We start from the raw sequence: 19,828 nt of genomic DNA on the forward strand, positions 1-19,828 counted from the left end.
CCGCCCCCGGTTCATCTTCAGGTTCCGCTTCCGGTTCCGCCGCTGGTCCGGCGGCCGGGCCGGTGTCGGGTCCGGCCGGTGCGGCGGCGTCCGATACGGGCGGGGCACCGGGGCCGGGTTCCGATTCCGCCTCCGTTTCCGGGCCGGGCGGCGGCGGGGCGGCCGCCGCCCCCGCCGCGCTCACCGCCGAGGACATACGGGAGGCGCAGAAGATCCTGTCCGGCGTCTCCCGGTCCACCGCCTTGGAGGGGAGCCGGCATCTGTCCGGATTGGTAGGGGCACCGGTGCATCTGAAGTGCGAGAACCTGCAACGCACCGGTTCGTTCAAGATACGCGGCGCCTATGTGCGCATCGCCGGTCTGACGCCGCGGGAGCGGGCGGCCGGCGTGGTCGCCGCCAGCGCCGGCAACCACGCGCAGGGCGTCGCGCTGGCGGCTTCCCTGCTCGGCGTGGCCTCGACGGTGTTCATGCCGGTCGGCGCCCCGCTGCCGAAGGTCGCCGCGACCCGCGAGTACGGCGCCGAGGTGCGGCTGCACGGCCACGTCGTGGACGAGACGCTGGCCGCCGCCCAGGAGCACGCGCGCGAGACCGGCGCGGTCTTCATCCACCCCTTCGACCACCGGGACATCATCGCCGGCCAGGGCACGGTCGGCCTGGAGATCCTCGAACAGTGCCCTGAGGTGCGCACGATCGTCGTGGGCATCGGCGGCGGCGGCCTGGCGGCGGGCATCGCGCTGGCGGTCAAGGCGGTGCGGCCGGACGTGCGGATCGTCGGGGTGCAGGCGGCGGGCGCCGCGGCGTATCCGCCCTCGCTGGCGGCCGGGCGGCCGGTCTCGATCGAGTCGCCGACGACGATGGCGGACGGCATCAAGGTGGGGCGGCCGGGCGACGTGCCGTTCAAAATCGTTGGCGATCTCGTCGACGAGGTCCGTACCGTCACGGAGGACGAGCTGTCCAGCGCTCTGCTGCTCTGTCTGGAGCGCGCGAAGCTGGTCGTGGAGCCGGCGGGGGCGAGTCCGGTGGCGGCACTGCTGTCGCGGCCCGACTCCTTCGAGGGGCCGGTGGTGGCGGTGCTGTCCGGGGGGAACGTCGATCCGCTGCTGATGCAGCGCACCCTGCGGCACGGCATGGCCGCCGCGGGCCGCTACCTGTCGTTGCGCCTGCGGCTGACGGACCGGCCGGGTGCCCTCGCGACGCTGCTGGGGGTGCTGTCGGAGGTCGACGCGAACGTGCTCGACGTCAGCCACGTACGGACCGACCCGCGCCTCGGACTCACGGAAGCGGAGGTGGAGTTGCACCTGGAGACCAAGGGGCCGGAACACTGCACGGAGGTCGGCGCGGCGCTGCGGCAGGCGGGCTACACCGTCATGGGCTGAGCGTGCCGTGGCACCGGCAGGGGCGCGGAAGGGGGCACGGTTACGCAAGCGCCATCTGACGTATATCGCGATGTATCGCGTGTGCGCTAAGGTTCGGATCGAGGGGGCGTGCCGCCATGCGGTCGGCGTTCCTCCATGCACGGATATATGCCCATAGCGTGGGTGTTGTCCGGAACGTACAATTTTTCCTGGAGTTAACCCATACCTTGGGAGTATCCACATGCCAGGCGCCATTTACGCCGAGGGTCTGGTCAAGACCTTCGGCAAGGTGAGGGCTCTGGACGGCGTCGATCTCGACGTCCCCGAAGGAACCGTCCTCGGTCTGCTCGGCCCGAACGGCGCGGGCAAGACCACCGCCGTACGGGTCCTCACCACCCTGCTCCGGCCCGACCGGGGCACCGCGGTCGTCGCCGGGATCGACGTCCTCAAGCACCCCGACGAAGTGCGCCGGTCCATCGGCCTATCCGGCCAGTTCGCCGCCGTGGACGAGTACCTGACGGGCCGTGAGAACCTGACGATGGTCGGCCAGCTCTACCAGATGAGCGGGCGGGACGCGAAAGCCCGGGCCACCGAGCTGCTGGAGCGCTTCCACCTCGCGGACGCCGGCGACCGGCCGGCCAAGACCTACTCCGGCGGCATGCGGCGCCGGCTCGACCTGGCGGCCGCGCTGGTCGTCAGCCCGCCCGTGATGTTCATGGACGAGCCCACCACGGGTCTGGACCCGCGCAACCGCCAGCAGTTGTGGGAGGTCATCCAGGAACTGGTCGCCGGCGGTACGACGTTGCTGCTCACCACCCAGTACCTGGAAGAGGCCGACCACCTCGCGCACGACATCTGCGTGGTCGACCACGGCAAGGTCATCGCCCGCGGCACCTCCGACGAACTGAAGGCGCGTACCGGCGGCGAGCGGGTGGAGGTCGTCGTGCACGCCGCCGAGCACATCGGCACGGCCGACGAGGTGCTGCGCGGCTTCGGCAAGGGCGAGAGCAAGATCGAGCAGCACACGCGCAAGATCACCGTGCCGGTCACCGGCGGCGCCAAGCTGCTCGCCGAGGTCATCCGCGAACTGGACGCGCGCGGTGTGGAGATCGACGACATCGGGCTGCGCCGGCCGACCCTGGACGACGTGTTCATCTCGCTGACCGGCCACGCCGCGGAGGTGGCGGAGGACAACGGAGAGAACGGGGACGGCCCGGACGGCCCGGACGGCGGCAAGGGCCCCGGCCGGGCGCCGCGCTCGGCCCGCCGCACCGCGAAGCGGGCCCCGGAGACCAAGGAGGGCGCCAAGTGAGCACGGTTACCGAAGCGGCCCCGCGCGTCGGGGTGCCGAAGCGGCGCGGCGCGATCACCCAGTCCATACGGGACTCCCTGACCGTCGCCAAGCGCAACCTGATACGCATGCTGCGCATCCCTGAGATGGTCATTTTCGGGCTGATCCAGCCGATCATGTTCGTGGTGCTGTTCAGTTACGTCTTCGGCGGCTCCATCACCGTCGGCGGCAGCACCTCGCCCGCGGCCTACCGCGAGTTCCTGATGGCCGGCATCTTCGCGCAGACCGTCACCTTCGCCACCGCGGGCGCGGGCGCGGGCATCGCCGACGACATGCACAAGGGCCTGATCGACCGGTTCCGCTCGCTGCCCATGGCCCGCGGCGCCGTCCTCACCGGCCGTACGCTCGCGGACCTGATGCAGACCGCGCTGACACTGGTCGTCCTGGCGGTCGTCGCCTTCCTGGTCGGCTGGCGGTCCCACGAGAACATCGGCAAGGTGCTGGCCGGATTCGCGCTGCTGCTCCTGCTCGGGTACGCGTTCTCCTGGATCGGCGCGCTGATCGGCCTGTCCGTACGGACCCCGGAAGCCGCCACCTCCGGCGGGCTGATCTGGCTCTTCCCGCTGACGTTCATCTCGAACGCCTTCGTGCCCTCGGACAACATGCCGACCTTCCTGCGGCACATCGCGGAGTGGAACCCGTTCAGCGCCACCGTCCAGGCCGCCCGCCAGCTGTTCGGCAACCTGCCGCCGCACTACAAGGTGCCCGACGCCTGGCCCATGCAGCACCCGGTCTGGGCGTCGCTGATCTGGTCCGTCGTGATCATCGTGGTGTTCCGCACGCTCGCGGTGCGGAAGTACCGGTCGGCCACGGCCTGAGGCCCCGGGCCTGGCGGGCGCGGGACCGCCGTACGCCGCCGTCCCACCACGCCGTACGGACGCACGACCGGCCCGGAGCCGCTGGGGCTCCGGGCCGGTCGTCGTCAGGCCGCGGGCGGGCGCTTCGGGGCGCCCGGCCGGGGTACAGCTCGGTGCGGGGAGCTCAGCCCGTGTACGGCTTGGCTTCGAGGATCTTCACCGAAGCCGTCTTGCCGTTGGGGAGCTCGTACTCGGCGGTCTCGCCGATCTTCTTGCCGTTCACGCCGCCGCCCAGCGGGGACTGCGGGGAGTAGGTCTCGATGTCCGAGCTCGCGTACTCCCGCGAGGCCAGCAGGAACGTCAGCGTGTCGTCCGGGTCTCCGTCGAACGCGATGGTGACGACCGTGCCGGGGGCCACGACACCAGTGGCGGCGGGAGCCTCGCCGACCTTCGCGTTCTCCAGCAGCTGCTTGAGCTGGCGCATGCGAAGGTCCTGCTTGCCCTGCTCCTCCTTGGCCGCGTGGTACCCGGCGTTCTCCTTCAGGTCACCTTCCTCGCGGGCCGCCGCGATCTTCTCGGTGATCTCGACGCGTGCGGGACCAGACAGGTACTCCAGCTCGGCCTTGAGCTGGTCATACGCCTCCTGGGTCAGCCAGGTGACGTTGTCGCTGGTCTGGGTCACAGGTGCTCCTCGTCGGTGCTGGGGATAAATCAAACGCCCTACCAGGAAGGCTGCGCCTCCACGGGTGGGCGAAACCACGAGCCTAACAATTCCGGCACAAAACGGGGAAGGGGAATTTCGCCGAGATACCGACCGGCCCGGAACGTCGCCGGTCAGCGCGCCGGGGCGGGGTGTGCCGGGCGACACACCGGCCGACGTACGGGAGTGGCCCGCAGGGGGTGGACACGGGGCGGGCGCGCGGGGCGGTGTGCGCGCCGGTCAGCCGCCGGAGGACGTGCAGCCGACCAGTACGGCGTTGGTCGCCCGCGCGGTCGTACGGATCGTGACCTCGACGTCCACCTGCTCCTTCGGCGCGTCGACGGTGACGTCCTTGCGGCCCACCTCGGCGCCGCTGTCGGCCTGCGAGCGCAGTGTGCACACGCCGGTGTCGTCCTTGCCCTTGACGACCTCCAGGTGCACCTTGACGGCCTGGTCGGAGACCCGCTCCCAGGTGATCACCCGGCCGCTGAGGTCCTGCCCGGAGATGTAGGAGAAACCGGACCAGCCGACCACACCGAGGAGCGCCACGCCCAGCACGGCGCCCACGATCTTCAGCTTGCGGTCCGCGCGCCGGTCGGCGGAACGGCCGTACCGCCCGTCGGGCAGCCCTTCGGGCACCGCAGACATGATCGACCTCCTGCCGGGGGCTCCGGAATTAATCGCCCCGCGCTTCGGTCACTATAGGAAACATCTACTCCGGCCTTTCACTGAGGATCGAGTCTTGACTGAGCAGCTGCGACTGATGGCAGTGCACGCCCACCCCGACGACGAGTCGAGCAAGGGCGCGGCCACCATGGCCAAGTACGTGTCCGAGGGGGTGGACGTGCTGGTCGTCACCTGCACGGGCGGGGAGCGCGGCTCCATCCTCAACCCGAAGCTCCAGGGCGACCCGTACATCGAGGAGCACATCCACGAAGTGCGGAAGAAGGAGATGGACGAGGCCCGGGAGATCCTGGGCATCAAGCAGGAGTGGCTGGGATTCGTCGACTCCGGGCTGCCCGAGGGCGACCCGCTGCCGCCGCTGCCCGACGGCTGTTTCGCCCTCCAGGACGTGGACGCGGCGGCCGAGCCGCTGGTGAAGCTGATCCGCGAGTTCAAGCCGCAGGTCATCACGACCTACGACGAGAACGGCGGCTACCCGCACCCCGACCACATCATGACCCACAAGATCTCGATGGTGGCCTTCGAGGCGGCCGGCGACCCGGAGCGGTACCCGGACGCGGGCGAGCCCTGGCAGCCGCAGAAGCTCTACTACAACCAGGGCTTCAACCGGCCGCGCACCGTCGCCCTGCACGAGGCGCTGCTGGAGCGCGGCCTGGAGTCGCCGTACGGGGAGTGGCTGGAGCGCTGGAAGGAGTTCGAGCGCCGGGAGCGCACGCTGACCACCTACGTGCCCTGCGCCGACTTCTTCGAGATCCGCGACAAGGCGCTGATCGCGCACGCGACGCAGATCGACCCGGACGGCGGCTGGTTCCGGGTGCCGATGGACATTCAGCGGGAGGTCTGGCCGACGGAGGAGTACGAGCTGGCCAAGTCTCTGGTGGACACGTCCCTCCCCGAGGACGACCTCTTCGCGGGCATCCGCAACAATTGACTCCATGATGAGCGCGACTAGCACCCTCGCCGTGACGCACTTCGTCACCCTTGCCGACAGCTTCGACAAGGACAAGGTGACCCCGGGCGTCCTCGGCTTCATCGTGTTCGCGGTCATCGGCGGCGCCGTCTGGCTGCTGATGAAGTCCATGAACAAGCAGATGAAGAAGGTCGACTTCGAGGAGAGCCCGGAGGCGCCCGCCGCCTCCGGCGGCACGGAGGCGGCCAAGGGCTCCGCCAAGGGGCGGACCTCGGGGAAGGCCCAGCCGAAGACCGGCTGAGCGGCTTCCTCCGGCGCCGGGCGGGGTGGGCGGCGGCCCGCGGGTCCACCGGCCCGTCCGGTGTCAGCCCACGCGTGCCCCCGGCCGGGGCCCCGCCACGGGCTCTACTGCGACGAGGGTATGGACACACCCATGACCTCGCGTGCGTGGCGGTTCGGGACCATGCCGAGCCGCCATGCCTCCCATCCCGTTTCCGGCTCCACACCGCGGTCCAGCAGCAGCGCGAACGTCTCCGCGCAGTCCTCCGCCTTCGAGTCGCGGGTCGCGTGCCGGTCCTGTACGAGCTGCGCCAGCTCCTCCTGCGCGACCGCCGTGCCGACCACCGAGCCGCCCGGTGAGGCGAACGGCAGCAGGGTGCAGCGCAGGAAGCGGGCCCAGTCCTCGCCGCGCCGGTCGCCGTAGCCGGCGAACGTACGCGCCGCCTCGTCGGCCAGCTCCAGCGCCTGCGCCGTCCGGCCGTTGCCCGCGTCGATGATCACCAACTCCAGGCAGGACCAGGCTTCCCCGTGCGGGACGCCGATCCGCTGGAAGTCCTTGCGGGCGTCCTGCAGGAGCTGCCGGGCGAAGCCGCTGTTGCGCAGCGAGCCGGTCTGCGCGGCGCGCAGGTCCCGGGTGACACGTCCGGAGTGGTGCCGGGCACAGGCGAGGCCGTAGCCGTCCTGCATCCGGCTGAACATCGTCCGCGACCGCTCCAGGTGCCGCAGCGCCGCGTCCAGGTCGCCCTGCTCCTCCAGCGACTGGCCGAGGTAGTACAGCGTCCACGCCTCGCCGCGGGCGTCCTCGTACCGCCGGTGCAGGGGCAGGGCCTGGCGCAGCTGGTCCACTGCCGGGTCCGGGTCGCCGTCCACCAGCCGGGCCCGCGCCAGCTGGGTCATCGCCCATGCCTCGCCGCGGTCGTCGTGGGTACGGCCGTACAGGTCCAGGGCCGCGTGGAATTCGTGCTCCGCCTGCGGGACTTCGCCCATCCGCAGATACACCTGGCCGAGCTGGAAGTGCGCCCACGCCTGGCCGTGCAGGCTCTCGCTCTCCCGATGCAGCTCCAGGGACTCGCGCAGCAGCTCCAGCGCCTCCGCCACCTGCGCGCGGTCGCGCTCGACCGCCGCCAGGGCGTGCAGCGTCCACGCCCGGTCACCGCGCACGTCCGGGCCGGACTGCATGTCGATGGCCTCGCGCAGCTTGGCCGCGGCCTCCGTCAGATTGCCCTGCTGCTGGAGCGTGATGCCCAGGTCGCGCAGGGCCCGGGCGGCGCCCACCGGGTGCTGCGCCTCGAAATACAGGTCGACCACCGAGGACAGGGTCGTCCGGGCCTTGTCCAGCTCGCCGAGCTGGCGGGCCGCGACACCGGTGCGCCACTGCACGGACCGGGCGAGCAGGCCCTGTCCGGCGGCCTTGGTCAGCTCGCTCAGCTCGCCGAGGCGGTACAGGTCGCCGCGCAGCAGGCAGTAGTCGGCCAGCGCGCCCAGCAGGTGGGAGACCGTCGCCTGGTCCACGTCCTGGTCGGCGTGGCGCAGCGCGGCCGTGATGAAGCTGGTCTCGTCGTCCAGCCACTGGAGCGCCGCGTCCAGGGACGTAAAGCCGTGCGAGCCGAAGCGGTCGGCCCGGGTGGACGTACGGCCGTCCACCAGGCGGATCACCGAGTCGGCCAGCTCCGCGTAGCTGCGGATCAGCCGCTCCTGGGCCGTGCTGCGCTCGACCGGGTCCTCCTCGTCCACCAGGCGGGCGTGCGCGAAGTGGTGCACGAGGGCGTGCAGCCGGTAGCGGTCGCTGCGCACACGCTCGATCAGCCCCGCCGTGGCCAGCGTGGACAGCTGCCGCTCGGCCTCCTGCTCGGCCACGCCCAGCAGCGCCGCCGCGGCGGCCGCCCCCAGGCTGGCCCGCCCCACCAGCGCGAGCCGGCGCAGCAGGCGCCGGGCCGTCTCCGACTGGTCCGCGTAGCGCAGCCGGAGCGCGGTCTCGACCGGGGCCGCCCGGCCCCCGGTGGCGGGGTGGCGCGCGGCGCTCTCCTCCAGGTCCGCGGCCAGCGTGGCGGGCGACCGCGGGCCCAGCGACGACCCGGCCACCCGCAGCGCCAGCGGCAGCCCGGCACACAGCTGCGCGATCCGCTCGACGGCCTGGTGGTCGTACGGCCCGGCCCCTGCCTCGGACTCGTCCGCAGCGGCCCGCAGCAGCTCCTCGGTGCCCACCGAGTCCAGCGCGCCCACCGGCAGCTGGTGCACCCACGCCTGGAGGTCGGCGGGCAGCTCCATCGGTTCGCGGGTGGTGACCAGCACCAGGCTGTCGGAGCGGTCCGGCACCAGGAGGCGCACCTGCTCCGGGTCCGAGGCGTCGTCCAGCAGAACCGCCACGGGCAGGCCCGTCAGATGCTTCTGATACAGCTCCGTGAGCCGTTTGACGTGCTGCTCCTGGGAGGGCCGCTCGCGGAACAGGAGCTGCTCGCGCGGTGCGCCCAGCCGGTTGAGCAGGTGCAGCAGCGCGTCCCGGGTCGGCCGTGGGGTCTCGCCCGGTGTTTCCCCGCGCAGGTCCACCACACAGGCGCCGCGGAACTGGTCCCGCAGCTGGTGTGCGGCCCGCACCGCGAGCGCCGTACGCCCTGCGCCCGGCTCGCCGTGCAGCACGACGACCGTGGGCCGGGTCTCCGTGCTCGCACGGGCCGCCTGCACCCACTGCGCGATCTGCCGCAGAGCCGCCCGCCGCCCGGTGAACGGCTCCGCAGGCTGCGGCAGCTGGGCGAAGGACTGCTCCAGCACGAACCGCTGCCGGGCCGCCGCGCTGCGGTCCGCGCCGCGCAGCTGCGGCACCCGGGGCGTGCGGGTGGTCGCGGACGCACTGGAGGAGCCGCCGCGTGTCGCCGCCGACAGCATCCGCTGCTGGTCCAGGAACGGCCGGATGCCGCGCACCTCCAGCGCCGTCAGCCACTGCAGCCGCAGCTGCTCGGGGCCGCCCGGCTGCCCGCGCATGCCCGCCTGCCGGTGCGCCGCGGGCCAGTGCCCCGCGGTCAGCTTCACGACCGTCGCCACGGCGCCCGCGGCCACCACCGCCGCCCCGACACCGAAGGCCGGACCGGCGCCGGTCCCGTACGCCAGGTCCGCGCCGAACGCGGCGACCGCCGCGACCAGGGTGGCCACCGCGGGCGTCCCCAGCTCCTTGCGCGACAGCCGCTCGGACAGCGACCGCTGCCCGGCCGCCGACTCGTCCAGCGCGTGGACGTACGCGCCGTACTCCTCGGCCGCCTTGCCGGCCAGCTCGTCCAGCACCGCGTGGGCCCGGGCCAGCAGGGCGCCCCGGTCCAGCGTCCCGCCCGAGCGGCGGACCTCCTCCTCGACGGCCCGTGACAACAGCCCTTCCGCGTCCGCCCGGTGGCTGTCACGCAGCACAGCCAGTGAGCCCGGCATGCCTTCCCCCTCCTGCAGTTACCAGCGTCCCGGCGGATTCCGGTGCTCCCGCAATCCCCGGCCTCCCGGCGCGCCCCGACAGCCGGGGCAGCGCCCCCGTCCCGACCCCCGTTGATCGCCTCCGTCCCCACAGTCTTCCGCTTCCGCGCGGAATCCGGCAGCCCTGTGGATAACTCCCCGCCCGCCCCCTCCGCCCCCACCGCGAACGGAAGGCACCTCCCGGACGAACCACCTGGCTCATGAGGCTTCCCTTGTTTCCACCGCGGCACGCCGGGGTGACCGGAACGGGGTTCGGGGGCTCGGAAGAACTCCTCGGCGTGCGCCCGTCGTCTCTCGGCCACGTAACGCCCTGGCCGTGCCTCGTGTGCACCGCCCCCCACGCCCCGCCTCGCAGACGACGCCGTACGCGGCGTCGGCCTCGTCGTCGGTACCGAGGTCGCAGGTGCCTCCCTGCTCGCCCTGCCCACCCGGGCGCCTGAGCGGTTCTCCGCGTCCGCCACGTCCAAGGCACACCCCCACCCACATGGCTCATGTACGGGGTTCCGCCGGCGGGGCCGGGCATTGTGAGAGCCTGGGCCGTATGAACCGGTTGGCTGGTGTGACCTCGCCTTATCTGCTTCAGCACGCTGACAATCCGGTCGACTGGTGGCCATGGTCCCCGGAGGCTTTCGAGGAAGCGCGGCGGCGTAACGTGCCCGTGCTGCTGTCGGTCGGCTACGCAGCGTGCCACTGGTGTCACGTCATGGCTCGGGAGAGCTTCGAGGACGAGGCCGTCGCCGCGGTGATCAACGAGCACTTCGTGCCCGTGAAGGTGGACCGTGAGGAGCGGCCCGACGTGGACGCCGTGTACATGGAGGCGGTGCAGGCCGCCACCGGGCAGGGCGGGTGGCCGATGACGGTCTTCCTGACGCCGGACGCCGAGCCGTTCTACTTCGGTACGTACTTCCCGCCCGCACCGCGCCACGGTATGCCGTCCTTCCCGCAGATCCTGCAAGGAGTGCGGAGCGCCTGGGCGGACCGCCGGGACGAGGTCGGCGAGGTGGCCGGGCGGATCGTGGCCGACCTGTCCGCGCGGTCGGTCTCGGAAACGTTGGCCAAGGGTGGTCAGGTGCCGCCGGGGCCGGAGGACATGGCCGCCGCGCTGCTGACCCTGACCCGGGACTTCGACGCCGTGCACGGCGGGTTCGGCGGTGCGCCCAAGTTCCCGCCGTCCATGGTGCTGGAGTTCCTGCTGCGGCACCACGCCCGTACGCAGTCCGAAGCCGCCCTCCAGATGGTGCAGGCCACCGCCGAGGCGATGGCCCGCGGCGGGATCTACGACCAGCTCGGCGGCGGTTTCGCGCGGTACGCGGTGGACGCGACGTGGACGGTGCCGCACTTCGAGAAGATGCTCTACGACAACGCGCTGCTGTGCCGTACGTACGCGCATCTGTGGCGCGCCACCGGCTCCGACCTGGCCCGGCGCATCGCCGTCGAGACCGCCGACTTCATGGTGCGTGAGCTCCGTACCGAGGAGGGCGGTTTCAGCTCGGCCCTGGACGCGGACTCCGATGACGGCAGCGGCAGGCATGTCGAGGGCGCGTACTACGTATGGACGCCCGAGCAGTTGCGCACCGTTCTGGGGGAGAAGGACGCCGCGGTCGCCGCGCACTACTTCGGTGTGACGGAGGAGGGCACCTTCGAGGAGGGCGCGTCCGTCCTCCAACTGCCGGACACCGACGACCTGGTGGACGCCGCGCGGATCGTGAGCATCAAGGAGCGGCTGACCGCGGCCCGCGACCGCCGGCCGCGCCCCGGCCGGGACGACAAGGTGGTCACCGCCTGGAACGGCCTGGCCATCGCCGCCCTCGCCGAGACCGGCGCCTACTTCGACCGCCCGGACCTGGTGCAGGCCGCCACGGACGCCGCCGACCTGCTCGTCCGTGTCCACATGGACTGGCAGGCGCGGCTGCACCGCACCTCGCGCGACGGTACGGCGGGTGACAGCTTCGGTGTCCTGGAGGACTACGCGGACGTCGCCGAGGGGTTCCTCGCGCTCGCCTCGGTCACCGGGGAGGGCGTCTGGGTGGATTTCGCGGGCCTCTTCCTGGACACGGTGCTCGTCCACTTCACCGCCGAGGACGGCACGCTGTACGACACCGCCGACGACGCCGAGCGGCTGATCCGCCGCCCTCAGGACCCGACCGACAACGCCACGCCGTCCGGCTGGACCGCGGCGGCCGGCGCGCTCCTGTCGTACGCGGCGCTGACCGGCAGCGGCCCGCACCGGGAGGCCGCCGAACGCGCCCTGGGCGTCGTCAAGGCGCTGAGCGGCCGGGCGCCGCGCTTCATCGGGTGGGGGCTGGCCGTCGCCGAAGCCGCGCTGGACGGGCCGCGCGAGGTCGCGGTCGTCGGCCCGGACGGCGACCCGGCCACCCGGGCGCTGCACCGCGCCGCCCTCCTGGGCACCGCCCCGGGCGCGGTGGTCGCCCTCGGGGAGCCCGGTTCGCAGGAAGTACCGCTCCTGAAGGACCGCCCGCTGGTCGACGACCGGCCGGCCGCGTACGTCTGCCGCCGTTTCACGTGCGAGCGCCCGACGACGGACCCGGAGGAACTGGGGGAGAGGTTGGGGGACTGAGGCCGGACTTGGGGGAGCCGGGGGCTGAGGGCGGCCGGCGGCCGACGTCGGGCCTGGTCCTGGCCCTTCCGCCTGAAGTCCTGGTCCCAGAGACCGACTTGTACTTCACGCGGGCGTCAAGTTCTAGCGTGACGGCATGACGAACCGTACCGAGGGCGGCCTGCCCGCCGTTCACCGTGAAGTCCGCCTGACCGTCCGGCCGCGGGGCCCGCTCACCGACGACCTCTTCCAGGTGGTCGAGGTGCCGGTGCCGCGGCCGGGGCCGGGACAGGTGCTCGTGCGCAATACGGTCATGGCCGTCGCCGCGGTGATGCGGACGCTGATGGACGAGACCACCACCGTCCCGATGCCGTCCTTCGTGCCCGGTGAAGCGCTGTACGGGGCGGCCATCGGTGTGGTGGTCGAGGCCCCCGGCACCGATTTCGCCCCTGGCGACCTGGTGGAACACCAGCTCGGCTGGCGGGAGTACGCCGTGGTGGACGCCGCCGCGGTGCAGCGCCGGGACCCGGACCTGCTGCCCGATCCGGGTGCGTACCTCTCCCAGGGCCCGACGGCCTACATGGGGGTCCTGCGAGGCGCCGAGGTGCGCGCCGGGGACACGGTCTTCGTGACCGGCGCGGCCGGCGGCGTCGGGTCGCTGGCCGGCCAGATCGCCCGGCTGCGGGGCGCCGTACGGGTGATCGGCAGTACGGGTTCGCAGCGCAAGGCCGACCACCTGGTGAAGGAACTGGGGTACGACGCGGCGGTGATCCGCGGGGCGGGGCCCATCGAGGAGCAGTTGCGCGCGGCTGCTCCGGAGGGTGTGGACGCGGTCTTCGACAACGTGGGCGGTGAGCAGTTGCAGGCCGCCCTCGCGCTCGCCAACCGCGGCGCCCGTATCGCGCTCGTCGGCGCGCTCTCCCACCAGCTCTCCGATTCCGGCACGCACACCACCGAGATCGACACGCTGTCCCTGCTCGCCCGCGGCATCACCCTGCGGGGCGTCGCGCTCTACGACCACCTCGACCTGATCAGCGAGTGGAACGAGCAGTTCGGGCGCGGCCTGCGGGACGGCACGCTCACCTTCCCCCACACTCGGCTGCACGGTGTCGAGGAGGCCCCGCGCGCCCTGATGGAGCTGGTCGGGGGCCGGCACCTGGGCGCCGTCCTCGTGGAGTTGTGAGCGGCCCCCCGCAGCGCGGTCCGTCGACGCGGTCCGGTCCACGACGTACGGTCCGAGTGAGTCGACGTACGCAGCGGGGCACCACCGACCGGGCCCCGGCGGGGGAGGACCGGATGCGCATCGGGGACGCCGCGGCCGCCGCGGGCATGACGGCCAGGGCACTGCGCTACTACGAGGAGCAGGGGCTGGTGGTCGCCCGGCGCACGCCGTCCGGCCACCGCGTGTACGCGCCGGAGGACGTGCGCCGCCTGCGTACGGTGCGCGAACTGCTCGACGCGGGGCTGACGGTGGGCGACATCCGGTCGTTCGCGCCGCTGCTCGACTCGCTGCCGCCGGGCGGCGTCTCCGGACTGTTCCTCGCGGGGAACGGCGCGCGCGGCGGCACGGAGGACGATGACACCCCGGACGGCCCCGGGGCGGACGACTGCCGTGCGGCGGAAGCGGTGGCCCGCCGCCGGCTGGCCGACCTGGACGCCCGGATCGAGCGGCTGACGCGGTTGCGCGGGCGGCTGGCCCGGCGCCTCGGCGAACCGGCCAGGGTGCCGGGGCGGGTGGCCCCGTACGACAGGGCCCTCAGGGAGTGAGGCGGACGGCCGACGGCACCCAGGGGGCGCCTCGCTTCTTCAGAGGGCCAGGCCCCGCCCGAGTACGGCCATCGACCGGCCGATGAGGGTTTCCAGGTCGTCCTGCCGGCCGTCCGCCTGCCGTCCGTCCGCGGCCCAGTGCATCAACGCCTCCTGGAGAGCCGCCAGGACGGCCGCCGCGACCACCCGGATCTCCAGGTCGTCGGCGGGCCGTCCGGAGCGCTCCGCCAGTACGGCGCTGACCAGCTCGGTATGGCGCGCGGTGCTCTCCGCCGTACGGCCGCGGATCGCCGGTACCTCCCGGACGAGCCGGATGCGCTGGACCAGTTCGGCGCGCTCCGCACCGGTGATGCGCCGCAGCGCCTCGACGGTCACGTGCCGCAGCGACTCGGCCAGTGGCTCGCCTGCGGGCCGGGCCCGCAGGCCGGTCTCCAGGAGCGCGTCGTACTCGTCGGTGAGCACGATGTCCTCCTTGGTGGGGAAGTAGCGGAAGACGGTGCTGGGGGAGACGTCGGCGGCCTCGGCGATCCGGTCGACATGGGTCGCGTCGTACCCCTGCTCCTCGAAGAGCCGGTAGGCGGCCCGGCGGATCGCCCGCCGGGTCTGGATCTTCTTCCGCTCGCGCAGCCCGACCTTGGGTGCGGCGGGCGGTGCGGCGGGTTTCCGTGCGGAGGCCATGCGGGCCATTGTCGGGCATCGGCCGGGGCCGGAGCGCGGGACGGGATCGCGGCGCGGGTTGGGGACGCGGTCGGGGCTGCGGGCCGGGCCGGTTCCGCAACAGGCCGCCGGCTCCCGCACCGCGATGACGGGAAACCCAGGTGCCCGCGCGGATTCCTTGATGTCTCCTTGTTTGTCAGTGGCGTGTGTAACGCTTTAGCGAGGGCAAGGTCACCGTCAGTGATGCTTGGAGGGGGTGTTGCGGGTATGCGTACCGCGATCGATGCGTTCGTCGTGTTCGCGGCAGTGCTGTGCGTCGGAGGTTTCCTCGTCGGGGGTACGGCCGTGGTGGTCGCGCTGGTGCTGGCCGGGGTCGCCGCCCTGACATGGCAGGTGGCCGCGGCGTCGAGGCCACGGCCACGCATGGACAGGGGAGTCGCGCGCCGGCGCGGCGACGGTGCCGGCGCGCGGGGCGGTGAGGGGATACCGGGCGGGCCGGGTGCCGCGCCGGGCGCCTCAGGCGTGCGTATAGGCCACCAATGAGATGCCGACGTAGTGCACGACGAACGCCGCCAGCGTCAGGGAGTGGAAGACCTCATGGAAACCGAACCACCGGGGTGAGGGGTTGGGGCGCTTGATGCCGTAGATGATGCCGCCCGCGCTGTAGAGGACGCCGCCGACGATGACGAGGACGAGTACGGCGACGCCGCCCTTGCGCAGGAAGTCGGGCAGGAAGAAGACGGCCGCCCAGCCCATCGCGATGTAGCAGGGCGTGTAGAGCCAGCGTGGCGCGCCCACCCAGAAGACGCGGAAGGCGATGCCGGCCAGGGCGGCCCCCCATACGGCCCACAGGAGTATCTGCCCGCGGGTGCCGGGGACGAGCAGCATGGTCAGCGGGGTGTAGGTGCCCGCGATGATCAGGAAGATGTTGGCGTGATCCAGCCTGCGGAGCACGGCTCCGGTCCGCGGGCCCCAGTTCCCGCGGTGGTAGAGGGCGCTGACCCCGAAGAGCAGGCAAGCGGAGAGGGTGTAGACGGCACAGGCGATCCGGCCGCGGGTGCTGTCGGCCAGGGCCGTGAGCACCACACCGGAGAAGAGGGCGGCGGGGAACATCCCCGCGTGCAGCCAGCCTCGCAGTCTCGGCTTGAGCGGCGCAGCCGCCGCGGCAACCGCGGAGACTGCGTCGGAGGCCGCGCTGGTCACGGGGGAAGTGCGGCTTTCGGCGGCGTCGGGCGCGGAAGTCATGGCCGCAATGCTACCTACGCAACCGTAGGTTACGGGTGGCCCCGGAAGTGGTGACGGTCACGAGAACCTCCTCTGGACAGATGTGGATCGGGGTCGGATGATCAAATGAGTGCGGTCGGCACCGGATGAGCGGTCGCGAAGCATCCGGGTCGCAGCCCCCAAGGGGCAGACATCTTCAGAAGCGGGCTCTGCCGGCATGTAACGGGCAGCCGTCCCGTCCAAACCCTCATCTAGGAGCGATCGTGGCGCGCGACAACGCGGCTCCCTCCCCCGTCCCGACCAACCACCAGGAACTGATCTCCTGGGTCGATGAGATCGCAGCCATCACCGAGCCGGACCGCGTCGTGTGGTGCGACGGCTCGGAGGCGGAGTACGAGCGCCTGTGCGAGGAGCTCGTCGCCAAGGGCACCTTCACGAAGCTGGACCCGATCAAGCGCCCCAACTCGTACTACGCCGCGTCCGATCCGTCGGACGTCGCCCGGGTGGAGGACCGCACCTTCATCTGCTCCGAGAAGGCGGAGGACGCGGGGCCGACCAACCACTGGAAGGCCCCGGCGGAGATGCGCGACATCTTCACCGGTGAGCAGGGCATCTTCCGCGGCGCGATGCGCGGCCGGACGATGTACGTCGTCCCGTTCTGCATGGGCCCGCTCGGCTCCCCGCTCTCCGCGCTCGGCGTGGAGATCACCGATTCGGCGTACGTCGCCGTCTCGATGCGCACCATGACCCGGATGGGCCAGGCCGTCCTGGACGAGCTGGGCGAGGACGGCTTCTTCGTCAAGGCCGTGCACACCCTCGGCGCCCCGCTGGCCGAGGGCGAGGCCGACGTGCCGTGGCCGTGCAACCCGACCAAGTACATCTCGCACTTCCCCGAGGACCGCGAGATCTGGTCCTACGGCTCCGGCTACGGCGGCAACGCCCTGCTGGGCAAGAAGTGCTACGCGCTGCGCATCGCCTCGGTCATGGCGCGCGACGAGGGCTGGCTCGCCGAGCACATGCTCATCCTCAAGCTCACCCCGCCGCAGGGCGAGCCGAAGTACGTCGCCGCCGCGTTCCCGAGCGCCTGCGGCAAGACCAACCTGGCGATGCTGGAGCCCACGATCTCCGGCTGGACCGTCGAGACCATCGGCGACGACATCGCCTGGATGCGCTTCGGCGAGGACGGCCGGCTGTACGCGATCAACCCCGAGGCCGGCTTCTTCGGTGTCGCCCCCGGCACCGGCGAGCACACCAACGCCAACGCCATGAAGACCATGTGGGGCAACTCGGTCTTCACCAACGTCGCGCTGACCGACGACGGCGACGTCTGGTGGGAGGGCATGACCGAGGAGCAGCCCGCGCATCTGACGGACTGGAAGGGCAACGACTGGACGCCGGAGTCCGGCACCCCGGCGGCCCACCCCAACGCCCGCTTCACCGTACCGGCCGGGCAGTGCCCGATCATCGCGCCCGAGTGGGAGGACCCCAAGGGCGTGCCGATCTCGGCGATCCTCTTCGGGGGCCGCCGAGCCAGCGCCGTACCGCTCGTGACCGAGTCGCTGACCTGGCAGCACGGCGTCTTCCTCGGTGCGAACGTGGCGAGCGAGAAGACCGCGGCGGCCGAGGGCAAGGTCGGCGAGCTGCGCCGGGACCCGTTCGCCATGCTGCCGTTCTGCGGCTACAACATGGGCGACTACATGGGCCACTGGATCAAGGTCGGCGCCGACAAGGACCCGGCCAAGCTGCCGAAGATCTACTACGTCAACTGGTTCCGCAAGGACGAGTCGGGCCGCTTCGTGTGGCCGGGCTTCGGCGAGAACAGCCGGGTGCTCAAGTGGATCGTCGAGCGCCTGGAGGGCCGGGCCGAGGGTGTCGAGACCCCGATCGGCATCCTGCCGACGAAGGAGGCGCTGGACACCGACGGCCTCGACCTGGCCGACGCCGACCTGGAGTTCCTGCTCACCGTCGACAAGGACGTGTGGCGCGACGAGGCGGCGCTGATCCCCGACCACCTGAACACCTTCGGTGACCACACGCCGAAGGAGCTGTGGGGCGAGTACCACGCGCTGGTGCGCCGACTGGGGTAGTACGGCGGGGCGACGCCGACCGGCCCGGTGCGGCGAAACGGTCCGGCGCAGGCCGGACCGCCATGGCCGACGGCCGGAGCCACGTGCACGAACACGTGGCTCCGGCCGTCTTTTCGTCGGCGGACCCGGCCCGGCTCAGGCCGTGGCCAGCTCCTGCACCGTCGCGTGGGCCTCGTGGGCCTCCATGCGCTCGGCCGCCAGGCCGGCGGCCACGGCGTCCGCCCGTGAGGTGGCGACGGCCAGGGCGCTCCCGGCCAGCATCCGGGCCCGCCGGTGCAGCCGAGGGGCGCGGGCCGGGTCGCCGCCGCTCGGCGTGGCGCGCAGCGGGTACGCCCCGCCGCGCAGCCGGGTCACTTGCTCGGCGATGCGTTCGGCGGCGTCGTCCAGCGCGGGGTCGGGCACGGCGGCGCGCAGCTCGTCGGTGACGGTGAGCAGCGCGGTCAGATGGCCGGCGAGCCGGATGTCCAGTTCCTCCGCGCGGGAACGGTGCGGGACCTCCTGGTCGGCGGCCATGGAGTGGACCGACTTGGTGCGGATCGGTTCGTACATGGGACGGCCTCCTGGCAACGCTCAACGGCTAGGAGACCATCCTAGCTTAGACAACGTCTAAAGTTGTGATCCGTACAGGCGAATGTCGGGCGTGCTGTCTTCCGGGGCCCGCTCAGTACTGCCCGTAGCCGTCCAGGAACCTGCCGATCCGGGTGACCGCGTCCGTCAGGTCGTCCTTGTTCGGCAGGGTGACCAGGCGGAAGTGGTCCGGCTCCGGCCAGTTGAAGCCGGTGCCGTGCACGATCATGATCTTCTCGGCGCGCAGCAGGTCCAGCACCATCTGCCGGTCGTCCTTGATCTTGTAGACCTTCGGGTCCAGCCGCGGGAAGGCGTAGAGCGCGCCCTTGGGCCGGGTGCAGGTGACGCCCGGGATCTGGGTGAGCAGCTCGTACGCGGTGTCGCGCTGTTCCAGCAGCCGGCCGCCGGGCAGTACCAGATCGTTGATCGACTGCCGGCCGCCGAGCGCGGTGGCCACCGCGTGCTGGGCGGGCATGTTCGCGCACAGCCGCATGTTGGCGAGGATCGTCAGGCCCTCGATGTAGGAGGCGGCGTGCGCCTTGGGGCCGCAGACCGCCATCCAGCCGCTGCGGTAGCCCGCCACCCGGTAGGACTTCGAGAGCCCGTTGAAGGTCAGGGTCAGCAGGTCGGGGGCGAGCGCGGCGAACGGGGTGTGGGTGACGCCGTCGTAGAGGATCTTGTCGTAGATCTCGTCGGCGCAGACGATCAGGTTGTGCCGGCGGGCGATCTCGGCGATGCCGCGCAGCAGCTCGTCGTCGTAGACCGCGCCGGTCGGGTTGTTCGGGTTGATGACGACGATGGCCTTGGTACGGTCGGTGACCTTGCGCTCGATGTCGGCCAGGTCCGGCATCCAGTCCGCCTGCTCGTCGCAGCGGTAGTGCACCGCCGTACCGCCGGACAGCGAGACCGCGGCCGTCCACAGCGGGTAGTCCGGGGCCGGTACGAGCACCTCGTCCCCGTCGTCCAGCAGCGCCTGCATCGACATCTGGATCAGCTCGGAGACGCCGTTGCCGAGGTAGATGTCGTCGACCGACAGCTCGATGCCCTTGGTCTGGTAGTGCTGCATCACCGCGCGCCGGGCGGAGAGCAGGCCCTTGGCGTCGCCATAGCCGTGCGCCGTGCCGACCGTACGGAGGATGTCCTCCAGGATCTCCGGCGGGCACTCGAATCCGAAGGCCGCCGGGTTCCCGGTGTTCAGCTTGAGGATGCGGTGTCCCGCCGCTTCGAGCCGCATCGCCTCCTCAAGGACCGGCCCCCGGATCTCGTAGCAGACGTTGGCGAGCTTCGTTGACTGGATCACCTGCATGCCAGCCACCTTACGGGCGCGTCATACGCCCTGCCTGGTGTTCTTGTTCACCTTCGGGGCCGGACGGTGTGGGCTCGGTCACCCCTCGTGACGAGGTGGAACGCGCCGTTCCGGGGGCGGTCGGGGCAACGGGG

The 19,828-nt window shown here is 71.9% G+C and carries 16 protein-coding genes; 9 read left to right on the forward strand and 7 right to left on the reverse strand.

Features of this window, described 5'->3' with window-relative positions:
* Window positions 1–194: 194 nt before the first annotated feature.
* From ilvA to ACH4FX_RS19040, 3 genes are all read left to right on the forward strand, one after another.
* Entirely contained in the window at window positions 195–1,376 is a 1,182-nt protein-coding gene (ilvA, locus tag ACH4FX_RS19030) for a threonine ammonia-lyase (RefSeq protein ID WP_398480513.1), read from the forward strand.
* A gap of 220 nt (window positions 1,377–1,596) precedes the next feature.
* Entirely contained in the window at window positions 1,597–2,667 is a 1,071-nt protein-coding gene (locus ACH4FX_RS19035; RefSeq protein WP_398480335.1) for an ATP-binding cassette domain-containing protein, read from the forward strand.
* Entirely contained in the window at window positions 2,664–3,524 is an 861-nt protein-coding gene (locus ACH4FX_RS19040) for an ABC transporter permease (RefSeq protein WP_398480337.1), read from the forward strand. The genes ACH4FX_RS19035 and ACH4FX_RS19040 overlap by 4 nt, the downstream gene beginning before the upstream one ends.
* Before the next feature lie 163 nt (window positions 3,525–3,687).
* Here ACH4FX_RS19040 and greA read toward each other — a convergent pair whose 3' ends face one another.
* Together greA and ACH4FX_RS19050 are read right to left on the reverse strand one after the other, a co-directional pair.
* Complete coding sequence (gene greA / locus ACH4FX_RS19045) at window positions 3,688–4,185, reverse strand: transcription elongation factor GreA (protein ID WP_398480338.1); 498 nt, start codon at window positions 4,183–4,185, stop codon at window positions 3,688–3,690.
* Window positions 4,186–4,443: 258 nt separating this feature from the next.
* The gene (locus ACH4FX_RS19050) at window positions 4,444–4,851 is read right to left on the reverse strand and encodes a DUF4307 domain-containing protein (RefSeq protein WP_398480340.1); all 408 of its coding nucleotides are present in this window, start codon (window positions 4,849–4,851) and stop codon (window positions 4,444–4,446) included.
* A gap of 94 nt (window positions 4,852–4,945) precedes the next feature.
* Here ACH4FX_RS19050 and mca point away from each other — a divergent pair, with 94 nt between their 5' ends.
* Both mca and ACH4FX_RS19060 read left to right on the forward strand, forming a co-directional pair.
* On the forward strand, window positions 4,946–5,818 hold the full coding sequence (gene mca, locus ACH4FX_RS19055; RefSeq protein WP_398480342.1) for a mycothiol conjugate amidase Mca: 873 nt from the start codon (window positions 4,946–4,948) through the stop codon (window positions 5,816–5,818).
* A 4-nt stretch (window positions 5,819–5,822) separates the two neighbouring features.
* A complete protein-coding gene (locus tag ACH4FX_RS19060; RefSeq protein ID WP_398480344.1) occupies window positions 5,823–6,098 on the forward strand; it encodes a hypothetical protein in 276 nt (91 codons plus the stop codon).
* Window positions 6,099–6,202: 104 nt separating this feature from the next.
* Here the strand turns inward: ACH4FX_RS19060 and ACH4FX_RS19065 are convergent, their stop codons facing one another.
* A complete protein-coding gene (locus tag ACH4FX_RS19065) occupies window positions 6,203–9,490 on the reverse strand; it encodes a tetratricopeptide repeat protein (RefSeq protein WP_398480346.1) in 3,288 nt (1,095 codons plus the stop codon).
* 580 nt (window positions 9,491–10,070) lie between these two features.
* Here ACH4FX_RS19065 and ACH4FX_RS19070 point away from each other — a divergent pair.
* The 3 genes from ACH4FX_RS19070 to ACH4FX_RS19080 all read left to right on the forward strand — a co-directional run bounded on the left by ACH4FX_RS19070 (window position 10,071) and on the right by ACH4FX_RS19080 (window position 13,853).
* A complete protein-coding gene (locus tag ACH4FX_RS19070) occupies window positions 10,071–12,107 on the forward strand; it encodes a thioredoxin domain-containing protein (protein WP_398480348.1) in 2,037 nt (678 codons plus the stop codon).
* A 136-nt stretch (window positions 12,108–12,243) separates the two neighbouring features.
* Entirely contained in the window at window positions 12,244–13,269 is a 1,026-nt protein-coding gene (locus tag ACH4FX_RS19075; RefSeq protein WP_398480350.1) for an MDR family NADP-dependent oxidoreductase, read from the forward strand.
* 113 nt (window positions 13,270–13,382) lie between these two features.
* Window positions 13,383–13,853, forward strand: coding sequence for a MerR family transcriptional regulator (locus tag ACH4FX_RS19080; RefSeq protein ID WP_398480515.1), 471 nt, complete (start codon window positions 13,383–13,385; stop codon window positions 13,851–13,853).
* 39 nt (window positions 13,854–13,892) lie between these two features.
* Here ACH4FX_RS19080 and ACH4FX_RS19085 read toward each other — a convergent pair whose 3' ends face one another.
* Both ACH4FX_RS19085 and ACH4FX_RS19090 read right to left on the reverse strand, forming a co-directional pair.
* Window positions 13,893–14,540, reverse strand: coding sequence for a TetR/AcrR family transcriptional regulator (locus ACH4FX_RS19085; RefSeq protein WP_398480352.1), 648 nt, complete (start codon window positions 14,538–14,540; stop codon window positions 13,893–13,895).
* 486 nt (window positions 14,541–15,026) lie between these two features.
* A complete protein-coding gene (locus ACH4FX_RS19090; protein ID WP_398480354.1) occupies window positions 15,027–15,755 on the reverse strand; it encodes a hemolysin III family protein in 729 nt (242 codons plus the stop codon).
* 242 nt (window positions 15,756–15,997) lie between these two features.
* On the opposite strand from ACH4FX_RS19090, the gene ACH4FX_RS19095 reads away from it, so the two are divergent.
* Window positions 15,998–17,821 carry a phosphoenolpyruvate carboxykinase (GTP) gene (locus ACH4FX_RS19095; RefSeq protein WP_398480356.1) on the forward strand — a complete coding sequence of 608 codons (1,824 nt, stop codon included), beginning with the start codon at window positions 15,998–16,000 and terminating at the stop codon, window positions 17,819–17,821.
* A 135-nt stretch (window positions 17,822–17,956) separates the two neighbouring features.
* Here ACH4FX_RS19095 and ACH4FX_RS19100 read toward each other — a convergent pair whose 3' ends face one another.
* On the reverse strand, window positions 17,957–18,370 hold the full coding sequence (locus tag ACH4FX_RS19100; protein ID WP_398480357.1) for a hypothetical protein: 414 nt from the start codon (window positions 18,368–18,370) through the stop codon (window positions 17,957–17,959).
* Window positions 18,371–18,482: 112 nt separating this feature from the next.
* Window positions 18,483–19,694, reverse strand: coding sequence for a pyridoxal phosphate-dependent aminotransferase (locus ACH4FX_RS19105; protein WP_398480359.1), 1,212 nt, complete (start codon window positions 19,692–19,694; stop codon window positions 18,483–18,485).
* Window positions 19,695–19,828: the final 134 nt, after the last annotated feature.

Source organism: Streptomyces sp. NPDC018019 (assembly GCF_044327805.1).
Classification (GTDB): domain Bacteria; phylum Actinomycetota; class Actinomycetes; order Streptomycetales; family Streptomycetaceae; genus Streptomyces.